Origin of the sequence: Mesorhizobium sp. M0408 (genome assembly GCF_040321495.1) — a bacterium.
In the GTDB taxonomy this organism is placed as follows: Bacteria; Pseudomonadota; Alphaproteobacteria; order Rhizobiales; family Rhizobiaceae; genus Mesorhizobium.
In genome coordinates this window covers 1-13,842 of sequence record NZ_JAMYRO010000033.1, presented here as the reverse complement: position 1 = coordinate 13,842, position 13,842 = coordinate 1, and the positions used below count along the sequence as shown (strand labels likewise).

At 58.5% G+C, this 13,842-nt stretch carries 15 protein-coding genes and 2 pseudogenes; 11 read left to right on the top strand and 6 right to left on the bottom strand.

The window, feature by feature from the left end:
* Positions 1-54 precede the first annotated feature (54 nt).
* Positions 55-1,578: an FAD-dependent oxidoreductase gene (locus tag NKI67_RS28160; protein ID WP_352647988.1), complete on the top strand. Its 1,524-nt coding sequence runs from the start codon at positions 55-57 to the stop codon at positions 1,576-1,578.
* Between the two features lie 360 nt (positions 1,579-1,938).
* Positions 1,939-2,754, top strand: a complete 816-nt coding sequence (locus tag NKI67_RS28155; protein WP_352647981.1) for a ferritin-like domain-containing protein — start codon at positions 1,939-1,941, stop codon at positions 2,752-2,754.
* Between the two features lie 183 nt (positions 2,755-2,937).
* Here NKI67_RS28155 and NKI67_RS28150 read toward each other — a convergent pair whose 3' ends face one another.
* Entirely contained in the window at positions 2,938-3,171 is a 234-nt protein-coding gene (locus tag NKI67_RS28150; RefSeq protein WP_352450333.1) for a hypothetical protein, read from the bottom strand.
* Positions 3,172-3,182: 11 nt separating this feature from the next.
* Between NKI67_RS28150 and NKI67_RS28145 the strand changes: the two genes are divergently transcribed.
* Both NKI67_RS28145 and NKI67_RS28140 read left to right on the top strand, forming a co-directional pair.
* Positions 3,183-3,689, top strand: a complete 507-nt coding sequence (locus NKI67_RS28145) for a DUF899 family protein (RefSeq protein ID WP_352647979.1) — start codon at positions 3,183-3,185, stop codon at positions 3,687-3,689.
* Positions 3,677-4,408, top strand: a pseudogene (locus tag NKI67_RS28140) (AraC family transcriptional regulator); the annotation flags it as partial. The gene NKI67_RS28145 and the pseudogene NKI67_RS28140, both read left to right, overlap by 13 nt.
* A gap of 43 nt (positions 4,409-4,451) precedes the next feature.
* Here the strand turns inward: NKI67_RS28140 and NKI67_RS28135 are convergent.
* Positions 4,452-5,342 carry a LysR family transcriptional regulator gene (locus NKI67_RS28135; RefSeq protein WP_352647977.1) on the bottom strand — a complete coding sequence of 297 codons (891 nt, stop codon included), beginning with the start codon at positions 5,340-5,342 and terminating at the stop codon, positions 4,452-4,454.
* Between the two features lie 106 nt (positions 5,343-5,448).
* Between NKI67_RS28135 and NKI67_RS28130 the strand changes: the two genes are divergently transcribed.
* The 3 genes from NKI67_RS28130 to NKI67_RS28120 all read left to right on the top strand — a co-directional run bounded on the left by NKI67_RS28130 (position 5,449) and on the right by NKI67_RS28120 (position 7,567).
* Complete coding sequence (locus NKI67_RS28130; RefSeq protein ID WP_352647975.1) at positions 5,449-6,318, top strand: SDR family oxidoreductase; 870 nt, start codon at positions 5,449-5,451, stop codon at positions 6,316-6,318.
* 37 nt (positions 6,319-6,355) lie between these two features.
* Positions 6,356-6,829, top strand: coding sequence for an SRPBCC family protein (locus NKI67_RS28125; protein ID WP_352647973.1), 474 nt, complete (start codon positions 6,356-6,358; stop codon positions 6,827-6,829).
* Positions 6,830-6,898: 69 nt separating this feature from the next.
* Positions 6,899-7,567, top strand: coding sequence for an NAD(P)-dependent oxidoreductase (locus tag NKI67_RS28120; RefSeq protein ID WP_352647971.1), 669 nt, complete (start codon positions 6,899-6,901; stop codon positions 7,565-7,567).
* A 303-nt stretch (positions 7,568-7,870) separates the two neighbouring features.
* On the opposite strand, the pseudogene NKI67_RS28115 reads toward NKI67_RS28120, so the two are convergent.
* Positions 7,871-8,238: pseudogene (locus tag NKI67_RS28115) on the bottom strand (hypothetical protein); the annotation flags it as partial.
* Between the two features lie 162 nt (positions 8,239-8,400).
* Here NKI67_RS28115 and NKI67_RS28110 point away from each other — a divergent pair.
* Positions 8,401-9,369 (top strand): IS1595 family transposase, encoded by a 969-nt coding sequence (locus NKI67_RS28110; protein WP_352647969.1) that lies wholly within the window; start codon positions 8,401-8,403, stop codon positions 9,367-9,369.
* A 261-nt stretch (positions 9,370-9,630) separates the two neighbouring features.
* Here NKI67_RS28110 and NKI67_RS28105 read toward each other — a convergent pair whose 3' ends face one another.
* Positions 9,631-10,056 (bottom strand): hypothetical protein, encoded by a 426-nt coding sequence (locus NKI67_RS28105; RefSeq protein ID WP_352647968.1) that lies wholly within the window; start codon positions 10,054-10,056, stop codon positions 9,631-9,633.
* A gap of 202 nt (positions 10,057-10,258) precedes the next feature.
* Positions 10,259-10,891 (bottom strand): hypothetical protein, encoded by a 633-nt coding sequence (locus tag NKI67_RS28100; RefSeq protein ID WP_352647966.1) that lies wholly within the window; start codon positions 10,889-10,891, stop codon positions 10,259-10,261.
* A gap of 27 nt (positions 10,892-10,918) precedes the next feature.
* On the opposite strand from NKI67_RS28100, the gene NKI67_RS28095 reads away from it, so the two are divergent.
* Positions 10,919-11,098, top strand: coding sequence for a hypothetical protein (locus NKI67_RS28095; protein ID WP_352647964.1), 180 nt, complete (start codon positions 10,919-10,921; stop codon positions 11,096-11,098).
* A 133-nt stretch (positions 11,099-11,231) separates the two neighbouring features.
* A complete protein-coding gene (locus tag NKI67_RS28090; protein ID WP_352647962.1) occupies positions 11,232-12,017 on the top strand; it encodes a KilA-N domain-containing protein in 786 nt (261 codons plus the stop codon).
* An 841-nt stretch (positions 12,018-12,858) separates the two neighbouring features.
* Here NKI67_RS28090 and NKI67_RS28085 read toward each other — a convergent pair.
* Positions 12,859-13,200, bottom strand: coding sequence for a hypothetical protein (locus NKI67_RS28085; protein WP_352647960.1), 342 nt, complete (start codon positions 13,198-13,200; stop codon positions 12,859-12,861).
* 256 nt (positions 13,201-13,456) lie between these two features.
* On the opposite strand from NKI67_RS28085, the gene NKI67_RS28080 reads away from it, so the two are divergent.
* Complete coding sequence (locus tag NKI67_RS28080; protein ID WP_352647958.1) at positions 13,457-13,678, top strand: KOW domain-containing RNA-binding protein; 222 nt, start codon at positions 13,457-13,459, stop codon at positions 13,676-13,678.
* Positions 13,679-13,842 lie beyond the last annotated feature (164 nt).

Sequence of the window (13,842 nt, the reverse complement as noted above, 5' to 3'; positions counted from 1 at the left end):
GAACTTTTAGCCCCTCGCGTCCATTTCCTGATCGATGCCCTGGAGAGTTCCGCCATGAATGTCAGCGATGAAAGGACTGTATCGCTTTGGGCGGCAACCGAAGTCGCGCCTGAGGCGGTTCCGCTCGAGCGGAGTGAACAGGTCGATGTCGTGGTCGTCGGATCTGGCATTGCCGGACTGTCGGTCGCCTACGAACTGGCCGTCGCCGGGCAAAAGGTGGCAGTGCTTGATCGCGGCCGGATCGGAAGCGGCATGACGGCACGCACTACCGCGCATCTGTCATCGATCTGCGACGACTATTTTTCGGAACTGATCAAATTGCGCGGCGAGGAACTGGCGCGGATTTACTACCAAAGCCAGTCGGCCGTTATCGACCGTATCCAAGCAATCCAAGAGGCGGCGGAGGGTATTGCGTGTGATTTCCGCCGCCTCGACGGCTTTCTGTTTCCGGCGTCAGGCAGAAAGGAATCCGTCATCGAGCGCGAACTGGACGCCGCTCTGAAGATTGGTGTCGACGTCGAGAAAACCGCAGGCGTGCCGTTTGCAGGCTTTTCGGATACGCCCGTCCTTCGCTACGGCAATCAGGCGACATTTCACCCGCTCAAATATCTCCGCGGGCTGGCTGCGGGCATTCGCGCGCGCGGCGGCATGCTTTATGCGGAGACTATCGTCGACAAGGTCGAGGAGACCGACGGCGGCGTGCGCGTAACCACGGTCTCAGGCTTTGCCGTGTCTGCCAAATCGGCCGTTGTCGCCACCAACTCGCCGATCAACGATCGGGTCGCCCTTCATACCAAACAAGCGCCCTATCGGACCTACGCGATGTCATTCGAGATCGCGCGCGATATCCTACCGGATGCGCTGTATTGGGATACTGAAGACCCTTATCACTACGTTCGGCTTCAGCCTGGCAAAGGTCGGACCGACTTCCTGATCGTCGGAGGTGAAGACCACAAAACAGGACGGGCCGATGATGCCGGCAAACGCTTCGCGGCCCTGGCGGCCTGGACCAAAAGGCTGGTGCCCGATGTCGGCATGGAAACCAACCGTTGGTCCGGGCAGGTGATGGAGACCGTCGACTATGCCGGGTTCATCGGTCGCAATCCCGGTGACCGGCGTGTCTTCGTTGCTACCGGCGATTCCGGCCAGGGCATCACCCATGGGGTCGTGGCAGGCCTGTTGATTTCCGACCTGATTCTCAAGGGGGAAAGCCCCTGGCGGGAACTTTACGAACCCTCCCGCAAGACGGTACGGGCGATCGGCGACTATTTGGCGGAGAATGCGACAGCAATCAGGAGTTTTGCCGAGTATATCGCGCCTGGCGAAATCGATTCCGCCGACAAGCTGCGGCCGGGAGAGGGCGCTATCGTGCGCGAAGGGCTTACCAAAGTCGCGGCTTTTCGCGATGAGGACGGCACGCTCCACAAGCGCTCGGCCGCATGTACTCATGTCGGTTGCCATGTTCATTGGAACTCGCTGGAACGCTGCTGGGATTGCCCCTGCCACGGCTCGCACTTTGCCATTGATGGCACCGCCTTGAACGGACCGGCCGTGTCGCCCTTGGCTTTGATCGAATAAGCCAATCGGCGTTCGCTTGTGTATTGGCGCCGAAGCACCGGCCAGCGCAAATGACGCCTATGACGTAGATATCACTGGTCATAAAAGGCTACATCGATGCAGTTGTGATCTCTAGCTTCTCGACAAGACGAGAGACATCAGTCGCCCATAATCAGCTCAAGGTCATGGCTCGGATTCGAAGCACAACATTTGGCGAAAATGCGCGACAACCGAAGGAACATTTATCGAGTTTTACGGGGTTAGAAAGGCTGGCCCGCGATCAGGTGCCAACAGGTGATACCGGCGGGCTTTTGGGAGGAAGTCAGGATCCGTGTCACGCCTTCAATTCATATTTCGCGCCGTCGCGCGTTGCAGTTCGGCTTGGGAGCAACCCTCGCCACCACCACGGGCCTGACGCCGGTTTCTCGCGCCTATGCCCAGGAGGACGTGCAGGACGAAGACATTTTCCGCTTTGCGCTCAATCTCGAATATATGGAGGCTGAATACTACCTCCGCGGCACCACCGGAAAGGGTATCGACGACGCCGATGCCGGCTCGAAACCGGGCGATGTCGTCGGCGGAAAGAAAGTGTCCTTCGAAACACCCGCCATCGGCCAATTCATGCAGGAAGTTGCTGAAAACGAACTCGCGCACGTCCGATTCTACCGCAAGACGCTTGCAAAGAACGCCGTCGACAGGCCGGCCATAGATTTCGATGCGGGGTTCAAGGCGGTTACGGAGGCAGCTGGCCTCGGGCGGGACTTCGATCCCTTCGGTAACGAAACGAACTTCGTTCTCGGCGGCATGCTGTTCGAGGATGTCGGCGTCACCGCCTATGCGGGTGCGGCGACAGTTCTGAAAAACAAAGACTTCCTCGCCGCCGCCGCAGGCATCCTGGCGGTCGAGGCCTACCACATGGGAATGGCGCGATCGACGCTATACCGGAAGGGAGAGGAAGCCTGGAAGGCCGCCAACGCTGTCTCAGATGCCCGAGACAAAATCGACGGATCGGACGATAAGGACCAGGGGATCCAGGTGGACGGCAAAGCCAACATCGTTCCTTCAACGCCGGACGCAATCGCCTTCACCAGAACACCGCAACAGGTGCTCCGGATCGTCTATCTCACCGACAAGGACGGAGTGAGCAAGGGCGGCTTCTATCCGGAAGGGATGAACGGCACGCTCAAAAGCACCTGAGCCGCTCGCGACAGGCAATCAGATCGCCGGAAGAGGCGGGGCGGGTTCACGAGCGCAATGATCGTGGCCACTACGCCTGCATGACGATCCCGATGCCAAAACCTGCCGCTGGAGCCCAGGACAGGATCGGATGACCGTCCGGTTTGGTTTCGAGCCGCGACCTTCGCGGCGTAAACGGCAAAGTCAGGAAATGGCGCGTCCCGCGGGTAGCAATCGGCTCGATGGAACGACCGCTTCGGGACCAACCAGACGATGCTGCTCTTGTGCTCGTCGGGTGAGCCGGGCTACCGTTCGCTCGCCCTGTCCGTCCTGCGCCTCGAGGCCCTCGAGGACGGACGGGTCGCGGAGGTCGTCGACTTCGAGGTGCCGATGAGTTTTCCGCTGCCGCGCGGTTTCAACAAGGACGAGGTCGAACATGGGGAGGTCGGATGGAGGTCGCGACTGAGCAGGAGTGGCAGGCCGCCCGCAAGGAGCTGCTGGCGGCCGAGCGGGAGCTGGCGGCGCACGAACGGCGCGTCACCAAGCAACGGCGGGAGTTGCCCTGGGTTCCGGTCGAGAAGCACTACGCTTTCGCCACCGACGACGGGCCGAAGGCCTTGCCGGAGCTGTTCGATGGCCGCTCGCAGCTCCTCATCTATCACCTGATGTTCGGGGAGGACTGGAAGATGGCGTGCCCGGGCTGCACCTCGGTCGGCGATGGGCTGGGCGGCATGGTCACGCACGTGAACGACCGCGACGTGACGCTCATCGCGATGTCGCGGGCGCCGCTGGAGAAGCTGATGGCAACTAAGGCACAGCGCGGGTGGACAATGCCCTACGTGTCGGGCTACGGCGACGACTTCCTGTTCGACTACGGCTTCGCGTTCCGCCGGGAGAAGATGTCCGGAATCGTCCGCGACGAGTTCGACATGGGGCAGCTGCTCCGATGTTGCTGATGGCCGGCGACTTCGTGCTGGTTCCGGAAATCTTCTCGTTCACGATGAGCAGCCTGGAACCGCCTCCTCGCGGAGCCCTTGCCCAACGTCTTGAGACCAGCCCGGGTGTCCTCCGGCTCGGTGACCCAGAAGCGACCGCCGAAATCAAGGCGATGGTTGGCCATTGTGCCTTTGGCTCGGATGACAAGGCTCTTCTCGTGTCGTTGCTACCAGAGGTTATCCATGTCCAGGGCGAAGAGCGGCTGATGATGCTGGTCGGGATGATAAACGACGAAACGAGAGCCGACCGGCCCGCCCGTGAGATGGTGCTTCACCGGTTGTTGGAGGTGCTGTTGATCGAAGCTTTGCGTTCAACGGCAAGCGCCGCGGCCTCGCCCGGTCTCCTGCGCGGTATGGCCGATCCGCTGCTGGCACCGACCTTGCGCCGGATTCACGCGGATCCAGGTCGCAGCATGACGGTGGAAACACTCGCGCGGGATGCTGCCATGTCCCGTTCGACCTTCTTCGATCGTTTCCGGAGGGAGGTTGGCGTGGCCCCGATGGAATACGCGATCGGCTGGCGCATGGGCGCTGGCGAAGGAATTCCTTCGCAAGGATGTTGCCACGGCGGAGATTGCGCAAGGCGTCGGTATGGCTCGGCAAGCGCCTTCAGCGTCGCGTTCAGTCGGCATGTGGGAATGCCGCCCGGCGCCTATTCGCGGGTAAACACCGCTGGGTAACGCCGGCCCGATTGCAAAATGTGGAGCAGGCTGCTTTGGCCCCTCACTTGCCGATGTAGGCCGCCAGTTCATCGGGCGTTCCGTTGGGAAAAGCCTGCTTCAGAAAATCCAGAAAGGCAGATACACGCGCGCTCAACAGACGCCGCGACGGGTAAAGCGCCCACAGCGCGATCTCGGAACCCTCGATATCACCCCAGTGCAGCAAAGTGCCGTCGGCCAAGTCGTGACTCACCAGCGAAATCGGCATACGAGCAGCGCCTACGCCGGTTCGCACGGCATCCCGAACCATGATGAGGGACGACAGTGCGAGAATGGGCTCGATCCCGATCGTCGCGGATCCTTCTGAAGTCACGACGTTCCAGGTCTGCCGATCGCTGGCCCCACGCACGACACCTGGCACCGAGAGATCTGCGGCCGGCCGGGGCAGATCGGGGCTTGCCACGACGACCAGGCGATCATGCAGAAAGGCTCGGCCGACAAGACTTTCGTCTGGGTCCGGATTGACCCGGATGACCAGATCATAACCTTCCTCGATCATGTCCACGGCTCGGTCCTCTGTCGTGACTTCCAACCGCACGTCGGGATATTTCAATGCAAAGCCCGCCGCGATCCTGCCCATGGCTGTCTGCGAAAACAACAGCGGCGCGCTGATCCGTAACCTGCCGCGCGGCTTGTCCCCGCCCGCCGCGATCGTGGCCGCCGTTTCGTCGAGCTCCGTCAGCAGAGAGGCTGTCCGCTCATGAAGGGCGCGTCCTTCCTCAGTGAGTTTGAGGTTGCGCGCGCCACGTTCAAAGAGCCGAAGTTGAAGGGCAGCCTCCAGTTCCGTAACCCGTCGGGACAAGGTCGCTTTGGGACGGCCGGACGCCCGCGACGCTTTGCCGAAGCCAGCGTGACGCGCGACAAGGTTGAAATCGGCAAGGGCGACGAGATCCATAATCGTTCCACCTGTGAGACGAAGTGTCCAAATTAACGGCCTATTGGTTTAAGAATGAACCAGCCATATTCCGGGTGTCAAGCAATACCAACCCGGAGAAAATCCCATGACCATTCTCGTTACCGGCGCCACCGGCAATATCGGCGGCCGAGTCATCCATCACCTCGTCGACCGCGGCGCTGATGTCCGCGCTCTCGTCCGCGACCCCTCCAAGGCCAATTTCCCGGCAGGTGTTGCCGTCGTCAAAGGTGACTTCCTGGACGTCGACTCCCTACGTACCGCCTTCGACGGTGTCTCGACGCTCTTCCTGCTGAACGCTGTCGCACCAGACGAGTTCACCCAGGCTTTGATCGCCCTCAACGTCGCCCGCTCGGCTGGCGTCGAACGGATCGTCTACCTGTCAGTCATTCACCCGGACGTCTACGTGAACGTGCCGCACTTCGCCGGGAAGTTCGGCGTCGAGCGGATGATCGAGCAGATGGGCTTTCACGCTACCATCCTGCGTCCGGCCTACTTCATCCAGAACGATCTGACGATCAAGGACGTCATCGCTGGCTACCGCGTTTACCCGATGCCCGTCGGCGACAAGGGGCTTGCCATGATCGACGTTCGCGATATCGCGGAGGTTGCTGCCCTTGAGCTGCTGCGCCGCGAACAGGCCGCACAGCCGCTCCCGATCACTCGCATCAACCTGGTCGGTCCCGATACCCTTACCGGAGCGGATATCGCCGCGATCTGGTCGGACGTGCTCGCTCGCCAGATCAACTATGGCGGCGGCGATACGGCTGCCTTCGAGCAGAACCTCAAGCAGTTCATGCCTCCATGGATGGCCTACGACATGCGCATGATGGGCGAGCGATTTTTGACCGATGGCATGCTGCCCGAGGGCAGTGATGTCGAGCGCCTGACGACGCTTCTTGGACGTCCGCTCCACTCCTACCGCGACTTTGCCTCGGAAACCGCTGCCTCTGCCTGAGGCAATCAGCCACAATTTCAAACAAAGGACCATCAACATGATCTATTCGACCGCAACCGTCCCGGTGAATCCGGAAGGCGAAACAAAGCTCACCCGGGAGCAAGTATGGAAGGGTTTGGAACTGAAGGCGCGCGACGCGCGCCTGTTCCTCCCGCCGGGTCTCTGCACCCGCTGCGATGTCGTGGAGGAAAGTGATACCCACTTCGTGCGCGAAGCCACCATCGCCGGCTCTGACATCAGGGAGATCATCACCCTCGAGCCGCAGAGCAAGGTCACCTTCTTCCAGGCGACCGGCCCACGCGAAGGCGCCATTATCAATGAGCTTTTCGAGGACGAAGCCGGCGCACTGCAGCTGAAGTTCTACTGCTACCTCGGCCTGCGCGGCAAGGAGGCTGATGGCCCAGAGGAACAGGCCGAGCAGACGCAGTTCGACAGCGACAAGGGCTACAAGTCGGCCCTGCTGTCGACGCTGAAGCGGACCCGCGAACTGCTCGCAGAGGGCCGCCTCTGATTATCACCAGCATCCAAACCAACAGGGCGGCCTCCTGAGAGGCGCCAGGCTTTCAAGAGGACCAAAATCATGACCACACCCGTCCCTGAAACACGTTTCGCCGCCGTACCGAATATCCTGGTGCTCGGTGCCACCGGGCCGACCGGCCGCCATATCGTCAGCCAGGCCGTAAGCCGCGGCTACGATGTCACCCTCCTGGTGCGCTCGCCGGAAAAGGCCGCAAACATGAAGGGAGTGAAGATCGTCGTTGGAGACGCCCGTGACGAGAAGGTGTTGCGCCAGGCCGTCAAGGGTCGCGATGCCGTGATTAGCGCGCTCGGCACACCCGCAAGCCCATTTCGCGAAGTCACCCTTCTTTCGACCGCGACCCGAGCGCTTGTCAGCGCCATGAAAGCGGAACACGTCTCGCGTCTCGTCGCCATCACCGGTATGGGCGCTGGCGACAGCGCAGGGCACGGCGGTTTCCTCTTCGACAAGCTGATCTTCCCTCTGCTCCTGCGCAAGGTTTACGCCGACAAGAATCGTCAGGAGGCAATCATCAAGGGCAGCGATCTGGATTGGACTATTGTCCGTCCTTCAGTTCTCAACAACAAGCCTGCACGCACCACGATCCAGACGCTCACGAACTTGAACCAGTTCCGCGGAGGCTCCATTTCGCGCGAAAACGTTGCGGCGTTCGTGCTGGATCAAGTCACCACGGATCGGTGGCTACATAAGTTGCCGTTGATCACCGGGTAGGGTGGGCTTGAACGGCCTATCAAAGCGAAAACCGCCAGCGCGACGATTGCGGTCAAACGAGCCGCGAACGCATAGCTGCACTGCACAAAAATTAAGTGCAGCGTGATTCGTGCATACAGACTTCAGTTGATGCACATGGCGGCTTCCTCCCAGTTCCGCCGCAGCAGCTGTTCCCCTCTGGAGGTCCATGACCTTCACACGTTATGGGCCGCGGTTTTCCGTCGGCCCTTTTTTCTTTTTCAGAACCAGGTCGCAATGGCGTTGCGGACGCTGAAGGAAGGCGGGGCAAGCCCCGCGATCGTCCTATTCGAAGGCTGCCATTTGGACCGTTGCGGCCTTTGGTCGACCGAGTTTGCAGGCTGCTCGACCGGGCGAGCATAGGGCTTCCAGGTATCGCCTGTGATGTCCTCGTAAGCCGAGACGGCACCTTCGGCTGCCATGCGAAGCACGTGGGCCTGCAGGCCCATGTCGGCTGCGAACTCGCGCCTGCGTTGGGCGCGATTATCGAAGCCTACCGGGCCGTCCAGGTCCTCGTCTCTGGTGTCGTTGGAGAGTTTCGTGGTCAGATCACGGGCCTCGGTGACCGCGCGGCTGTAGAATTGCCCGGCGCCGTAGGCGGAGCCGACGAACGACCCGACGATGCGCTGCATGTGGATCTGCATGGCCTTTTCCAAAAATGGAACTCGCATTTTGCATTGAAGATGTGGCCCGAGCATCGAATGCCTCCTTCCGCAGGGGGCACGACATCATCCCGGTTGACTCTCAGCCACGGGCGATTATATATTTGACAAACCCAGCGGGATGAGCGATAACGATTCCAAGGAGTTATCGCCATGTCCGTTTTGCCCCGCCCCTACTTCCACGACGAAGCCGCCGCATTCGAGCACGTCGAGGCGATGCTTTGGCCGCAGGGTCCGGTCTGCCATCACTGCGGATCAATGGACAAGCACTACAAGCTGGCTGGCGTTCGCTCCAAGCCTTCGAAGAAGAACCCGCACGGCGTAGAGCGCCATGGCCTGTACAAGTGCGCCGCCTGCCGTGCCCAGTTCACGGTCCGCATGGGTACGATCTTTGAGGAAAGCCATTTGCCGCTCCACAAGTGGTTGCAGGCCATCCACCTCATGTGCTCGTCAAAGAAGGGCATTTCCTCGCACCAGCTCCACCGCGTTCTGGAATGCACCTACAAGACGGCTTGGTTCCTGTCGCATCGCATTCGCGAGGCCATGCGCTCGGATGACTTCACGCCCATGGGCGGCAACGGCAAGTTCGTTGAGGTGGACGAAACCTACATTGGCCGCCTTGCTGGCGTTCCGAAGCAGAGGACCGGCGCGGCTCACAAGAACACCGTGCTTACGCTTGTGGAGCGTGGCGGCATTGCCCGTTCCTTCCATATCGACAGCACGTCGATTGCCAAGGTGGTCCCGATTGTTCGCGCCAACATCGCAAAGGAAACGGCACTGATGACCGACGAAGCCCATGTCTACAAGCGCGTCGGCGGCGAGTTCGCTTCCCATAGCCGCGTCGAGCATGGCGTCAACGAATACGGCCGCATCAAAACCAACGGCGCTGGCGAGCGCATCAACATCAACACCAATACCGTCGAAGGTTTCTATTCGATCTTCAAGCGCGGCATGAAAGGCGTTTACCAGCATTGCGCCGAACACCATCTGCACCGCTATTTGGCAGAGTTCGATTTCCGCTATTCCAACCGTTCGGCCATGGGCATCGAGGACAACGTTCGCTCACTCATTGCCTTGAAGGGCGCTAAGGGCAAGCGCCTTACCTACCGACAAGCTTATTGATGCCAAGAAGGATCATTGCCGAAAACCGGTGCAGTTAAAGCTGCCGCTCTGGAAGGGAGAACCCTTCAAAAAACGGAGACGCCGTTAAAACGAGAAAACCCGCCCTTTGGGGGCGGGTCTCTTCAACCACCGATAGTCATTGGCGTGTTCTCCGTTAAGCCCTTCGGAGGGGAACTACGTTCCCCTCTAAATAGTCGCACAAATTATGACATACAAGAAAACCCTTTGCAAATAGGTTAACAAAATGAAACCAAATTCCTGCTAGGCGTGCTCGTATAGAATAATTTCCCCAGCCGCCCGAACGATCAGGTTGGACCAAGGGCGAAGTTTCTCATAATTGGACCTAGTTGGGAGAATAACCGTAGCGTTCTTGTCTTCCCGACCGTGTGCAAGGGCATTCCGGATTTTGCGAGCCGAGTTGCAGATATTCCGCACTCCATTGTTCATAAAATCGTCCTTGCTCTGAAGCCCTGCGATCAACGGACCGATCTCAAAGCCCCCGTCAAACGTCTCGTTCTTCGAGAACATTTCAACGTTGACCTCCAGGAATTTCCAAAGGATCTGAGGGTCCACAGCTTTAGCCATGACGGATTCGAAGCGCTGGTATTCATTTATGGTTGAAGACCTGACAGCTGCCAGTACGCGGTCAGCCGTACCGCTAATATCATCAAGGGCGTGGGGCATCATAAGCGCTTTTCGAACGGCTATTTTGGGAGCGCTTTCCACGAAGAAAAAAGCGGAATGCTCGATAATTCGGTAAGCGTAGAGAAATTTCCTGGCCGGCTCTGGATTCTCCGTAGCGCCCCAGAACTGGAGTAGCTCGGAATCCAACGGGTGGGCAGAGATTACGGTGGGAAACTTTTCATAACGATACCGGGTTCCAACTTCGCTAGGCGCCTTCGGCAATTGCGGCGGATGGGATGATTACCCGAGGGGTGAGGGCGTCATAATAAGACATATAAAAGTTCAAACAGTTGAGAAACTCGATTATTCTGTCTTCAGAATAGTCGATGTCTTCAATGTAAAAGCAGGCTGGGACCCCAAATCTTTTATCGGGCTCCTCGTCAATGCCCAGAGCGAAGGCATAGTTGATGAAAGAGAGCGTGTTTCGATAGCCATTTTCAGTTGGCCCAACGGGCTTAATGAATGCGGATAACGCGATGAGTTCATCGCTCGCTTTTGCAAAGTGACATTTGTGCGTCTTGTTATTGTAGTAGAATTCAAAGGAACGGCCAAAAACCTCCTTATTATTGTTGCTCAAGGCATAGGCGGTCCAAAGGACTTCTAGCCTTTTGCTATCAACATGAAAGATAGCTGAAAGCCTCTCGGGGAATATGATCTTATTTAGTATCGCAATTGTATCGTCTTGGTCATCATCCAAGGCTATTATCATCGCTGGGTCGCCCCATGGATTGGAAACCGCTAAGATTTCCTCGCCCGTGAGCGATGTTTTCTTCACTTCCGATTTTGGGTTACTATCCAAAAATGGCTTGAGCTTTTGTATCGCTTCAGCGTCTTCCATGCTGCCCTCCCAAGGAAAGGCAAAACAATGGCAACTAAAAAGCAAAGTCAATTGCAGAAATTCAAAGAGGCCGCGCGCGAACTGGAAACCGACCAGTCAGAGGAAGCCTTTGACCGCGTGTTGAAAAAGGTAGTGAAGTCGGCCCAACCGAAGGACGACAAGGAACTGCCGAAGCCTAAGAAGGGGTTAGCCGACCGCTCCAAATAGGCCGTGCGGGCACCCTTTATCCCCACAACCACAGAGATGGAACATTAGCAGAACGCGATCGCTTGTTGCCGCTGGGTAATCCGCCGTACAATCGGGGTCATCTCGATTCGAGCCGTTAGCGGCGGAAAGGCCAATGCCAATGAACAAGGACAGTGCATTCCAGATCACGGTACGTGGGCGCTTAATTCGCGAAGATGCGGACGGTTTCGTTTGCGTGACGGATATCCATTCCGCCGCTGGATATTCAAAAAATCAGCGACCTGCAGATTTCCAGCGCCTTCCCCAATGGATGGCGATCGCGACAGAACTGCATGAGAAATTAGTGGGAAAATCCCACCAATTCAAAACGTCTCTGATTTGGCGCTCAAAGACAGGGCCGAACGGCGGCACATACGCCCATCCGGTACTTGCACTGGCTTTTGCCGAGTATCTCAGCCCCAAGCTGGCCGTCGAGGTCAGAGAAACTTTCCTTCGTGCCAAGCAGGGCGATGCGACCCTTGCCGACGAGATTCTTCAGAAGTCCGGCTCTGCCGCCAACGAGTGGGCCGCAAAGCGCGCTTTGGCAAGAAGCGCTCGGAATGACTACACCGCCATGTTGGCTGGTCACGGCGTTACAGTACCTACCGATTTCGCGGCTTGCACAAACGCAACTTACACAACCTTGTTCGGCAAAACGGCAAAGCAGATGAAGGCTGCAAAGGGCGTGCCTGAAAAATCCAGTCTTCGGGACGCGATGACCACGAAAGAGTTGATTTTTACTATGGCGTCAGAAGCTCTGTCGTCGGAGCGGATTGAAGAAGAGAATAGCCTTGGGCCCGGCGAGTGCCGCACGGCAACCGCTAAGTCTGCTCGCTTCATTAGGGATGCCATTGAAGGCGACCGGCGTGACCGCCGAAGCTCACAGCCTACGATGTTCTAAGAGGCCATTCCCCTACGGCTGGGTAGCGCCCCAGCGTGGAATTAGGGGTATTTGCTTCCTGCAAGCTGTCTGGCACGGCCTTCGGCAGTTGCCGATTTGCGCGTGAGCGGGGTACACCTGACCACCAGTTGGTCGTTAGGAGTAACATATTCCAGACAGGATTTATTTGGTGTATCTGGGATACACGCATTAACGTTAGCCTTTATCAACTCCCCAGCGGCGAGCCCATACGCGGGGTAGTTTTTGCATGTTCCCTTACTCGAATAAGGAACGTTCGCCTGACTTGTGCATGCGCTTGCGCTGGCAGCAATGGCTACAACGATTGCTATACGGATCATTTGCCCCCCAAGGATCATCTCGCGGATAGGTAGCATCGCGAGACCCCTAAAGATAGCCGGGTTTGTCAAATACATAATCGCCAAAGCGCTTGATCGGTCCCGCCATCATGGATTGCGGCGGGACTTTTTTGGGTCCGGGAACACGGGGCGCGAAGAAGGTTCGATGCACGCAGTACATCCTCCATACGATATTGCTGCACGATCGGTGGTGCTCCGACCAGCCCGCGTCTCCTCAATCCAGAGACGCGGGCTTTTGGTGAGTGTCCTGTGTCAGCGCGCCATCAGGTCTGTTCAGCGCTAGAATAGAGGCGATCGCGTATCTATCTGACCGAACGCAAAAAGAAGCCAAGCGTGCCCCACTGAAAGCACAAGCAAGCGCAAGGGTTCATGGACTGATGCTCGGCTGGCGGCAACTTGCTCACCAGCCGAGTTTATCTTAGCCGGTGGTCGGGGGAGACCAGCCAGCCACACGCTGGTGATTCCAACCTGAGCCGATGTGCCAATCAGCAACCTTCGTCGGTCTTTTTCACCTGGCCCGGCGCGGCGGTATTGGCTGTCGTGTCCTGCTGACCAGGCGCCGCCTGCTGAGCGCTGCCAGTCTGCTGGCCGGGCGCGCAGTCTCTGGCCGAGTTCGGATTTGTGGTGCCGCTGGTGGTCGTGGTCGTGTCGGTGCCTTGATCGCCGGACATGTTGGTGCCGCTGCTCGTCGTGCCGGTGCCCTGATCCGTCGTGCTGGGCATGGTTGTCGTGGTCGAGGTTCCGCTCGAAGTTCCGCTGGTCGTCTGGGCAAAGGAAAGCCCGGCCGACAGCGCCAGCACGGCCGAAGCCAAAAGGATGCGTTTCATCTTCTTTCTCCTGTCTGAATGCGGGGGATGCGCTGGCAAATCCAACAGGCAGATAGAAAGAGTGTTCCCCCAAGAGGCTCAACTTTTGTCACTCTGGTCGTAGGCCAGCCTTAAAGTGGCGGACGTATATTAGAAGCCTCTTGAAGAAGACGCTGCCCGCACCAGAATCCGTGGCATGGCTCGGGGAATAGACATTGGTGACCAGGTGGCCATTACGGCCAGGGTTCGAAGGCGGATAACAGAGGACCGCGTAAGCGTGTCGATCCCAGGCTACGACTTCCCACATTCCATCATCGACCACAGCAAGGTGAACCGAGGCCAGCAAATCAACCTCAAAGGCGAGGTCACGCGCATCGACGAGGACACCGTGACGATCGACCTCGGGCCGCTGGTCACGGTCGACCGTGACAAGGTCCGGTTGGTGGAGAAATATAGGCCGCCAAACCGACGAAAGGCACTTGTCGTTGCCCCGGATTAGAACCGACAACATCGCGACGGGCTATGAGGGCAGGCCGCATGACGGGCCGGTAGAGGACGAGTCGAAGCACTTGGTCTACTGCCCAGTCTGCGGCCAAACGTTCGACGCGCGCGATCTTGGACAGGTGTTCCACCACGCTGAGCCGCAGCACGAGCCGCTTCCGG

What these genes read in the sequence shown, in the direction of transcription:
- NKI67_RS28160 (WP_352647988.1), top strand. Translation starts at nt 55, where the DNA reads ATGAATGTCAGCGATGAAAGGACTGTATCGCTTTGGGCGGCAACCGAA.
- NKI67_RS28150 (WP_352450333.1), bottom strand. Translation starts at nt 3,171, where the DNA reads ATGTTCGACCTCGTCCTTGTTGAAACCGCGCGGCAGCGGAAAACTCAT.
- NKI67_RS28145 (WP_352647979.1), top strand. Translation starts at nt 3,183, where the DNA reads ATGGAGGTCGCGACTGAGCAGGAGTGGCAGGCCGCCCGCAAGGAGCTG.
- NKI67_RS28135 (WP_352647977.1), bottom strand. Translation starts at nt 5,342, where the DNA reads ATGGATCTCGTCGCCCTTGCCGATTTCAACCTTGTCGCGCGTCACGCT.
- NKI67_RS28130 (WP_352647975.1), top strand. Translation starts at nt 5,449, where the DNA reads ATGACCATTCTCGTTACCGGCGCCACCGGCAATATCGGCGGCCGAGTC.
- NKI67_RS28125 (WP_352647973.1), top strand. Translation starts at nt 6,356, where the DNA reads ATGATCTATTCGACCGCAACCGTCCCGGTGAATCCGGAAGGCGAAACA.
- NKI67_RS28120 (WP_352647971.1), top strand. Translation starts at nt 6,899, where the DNA reads ATGACCACACCCGTCCCTGAAACACGTTTCGCCGCCGTACCGAATATC.
- NKI67_RS28110 (WP_352647969.1), top strand. Translation starts at nt 8,401, where the DNA reads ATGTCCGTTTTGCCCCGCCCCTACTTCCACGACGAAGCCGCCGCATTC.
- NKI67_RS28105 (WP_352647968.1), bottom strand. Translation starts at nt 10,056, where the DNA reads ATGATGCCCCACGCCCTTGATGATATTAGCGGTACGGCTGACCGCGTA.
- NKI67_RS28100 (WP_352647966.1), bottom strand. Translation starts at nt 10,891, where the DNA reads ATGGAAGACGCTGAAGCGATACAAAAGCTCAAGCCATTTTTGGATAGT.
- NKI67_RS28095 (WP_352647964.1), top strand. Translation starts at nt 10,919, where the DNA reads ATGGCAACTAAAAAGCAAAGTCAATTGCAGAAATTCAAAGAGGCCGCG.
- NKI67_RS28090 (WP_352647962.1), top strand. Translation starts at nt 11,232, where the DNA reads ATGCCAATGAACAAGGACAGTGCATTCCAGATCACGGTACGTGGGCGC.
- NKI67_RS28085 (WP_352647960.1), bottom strand. Translation starts at nt 13,200, where the DNA reads ATGAAACGCATCCTTTTGGCTTCGGCCGTGCTGGCGCTGTCGGCCGGG.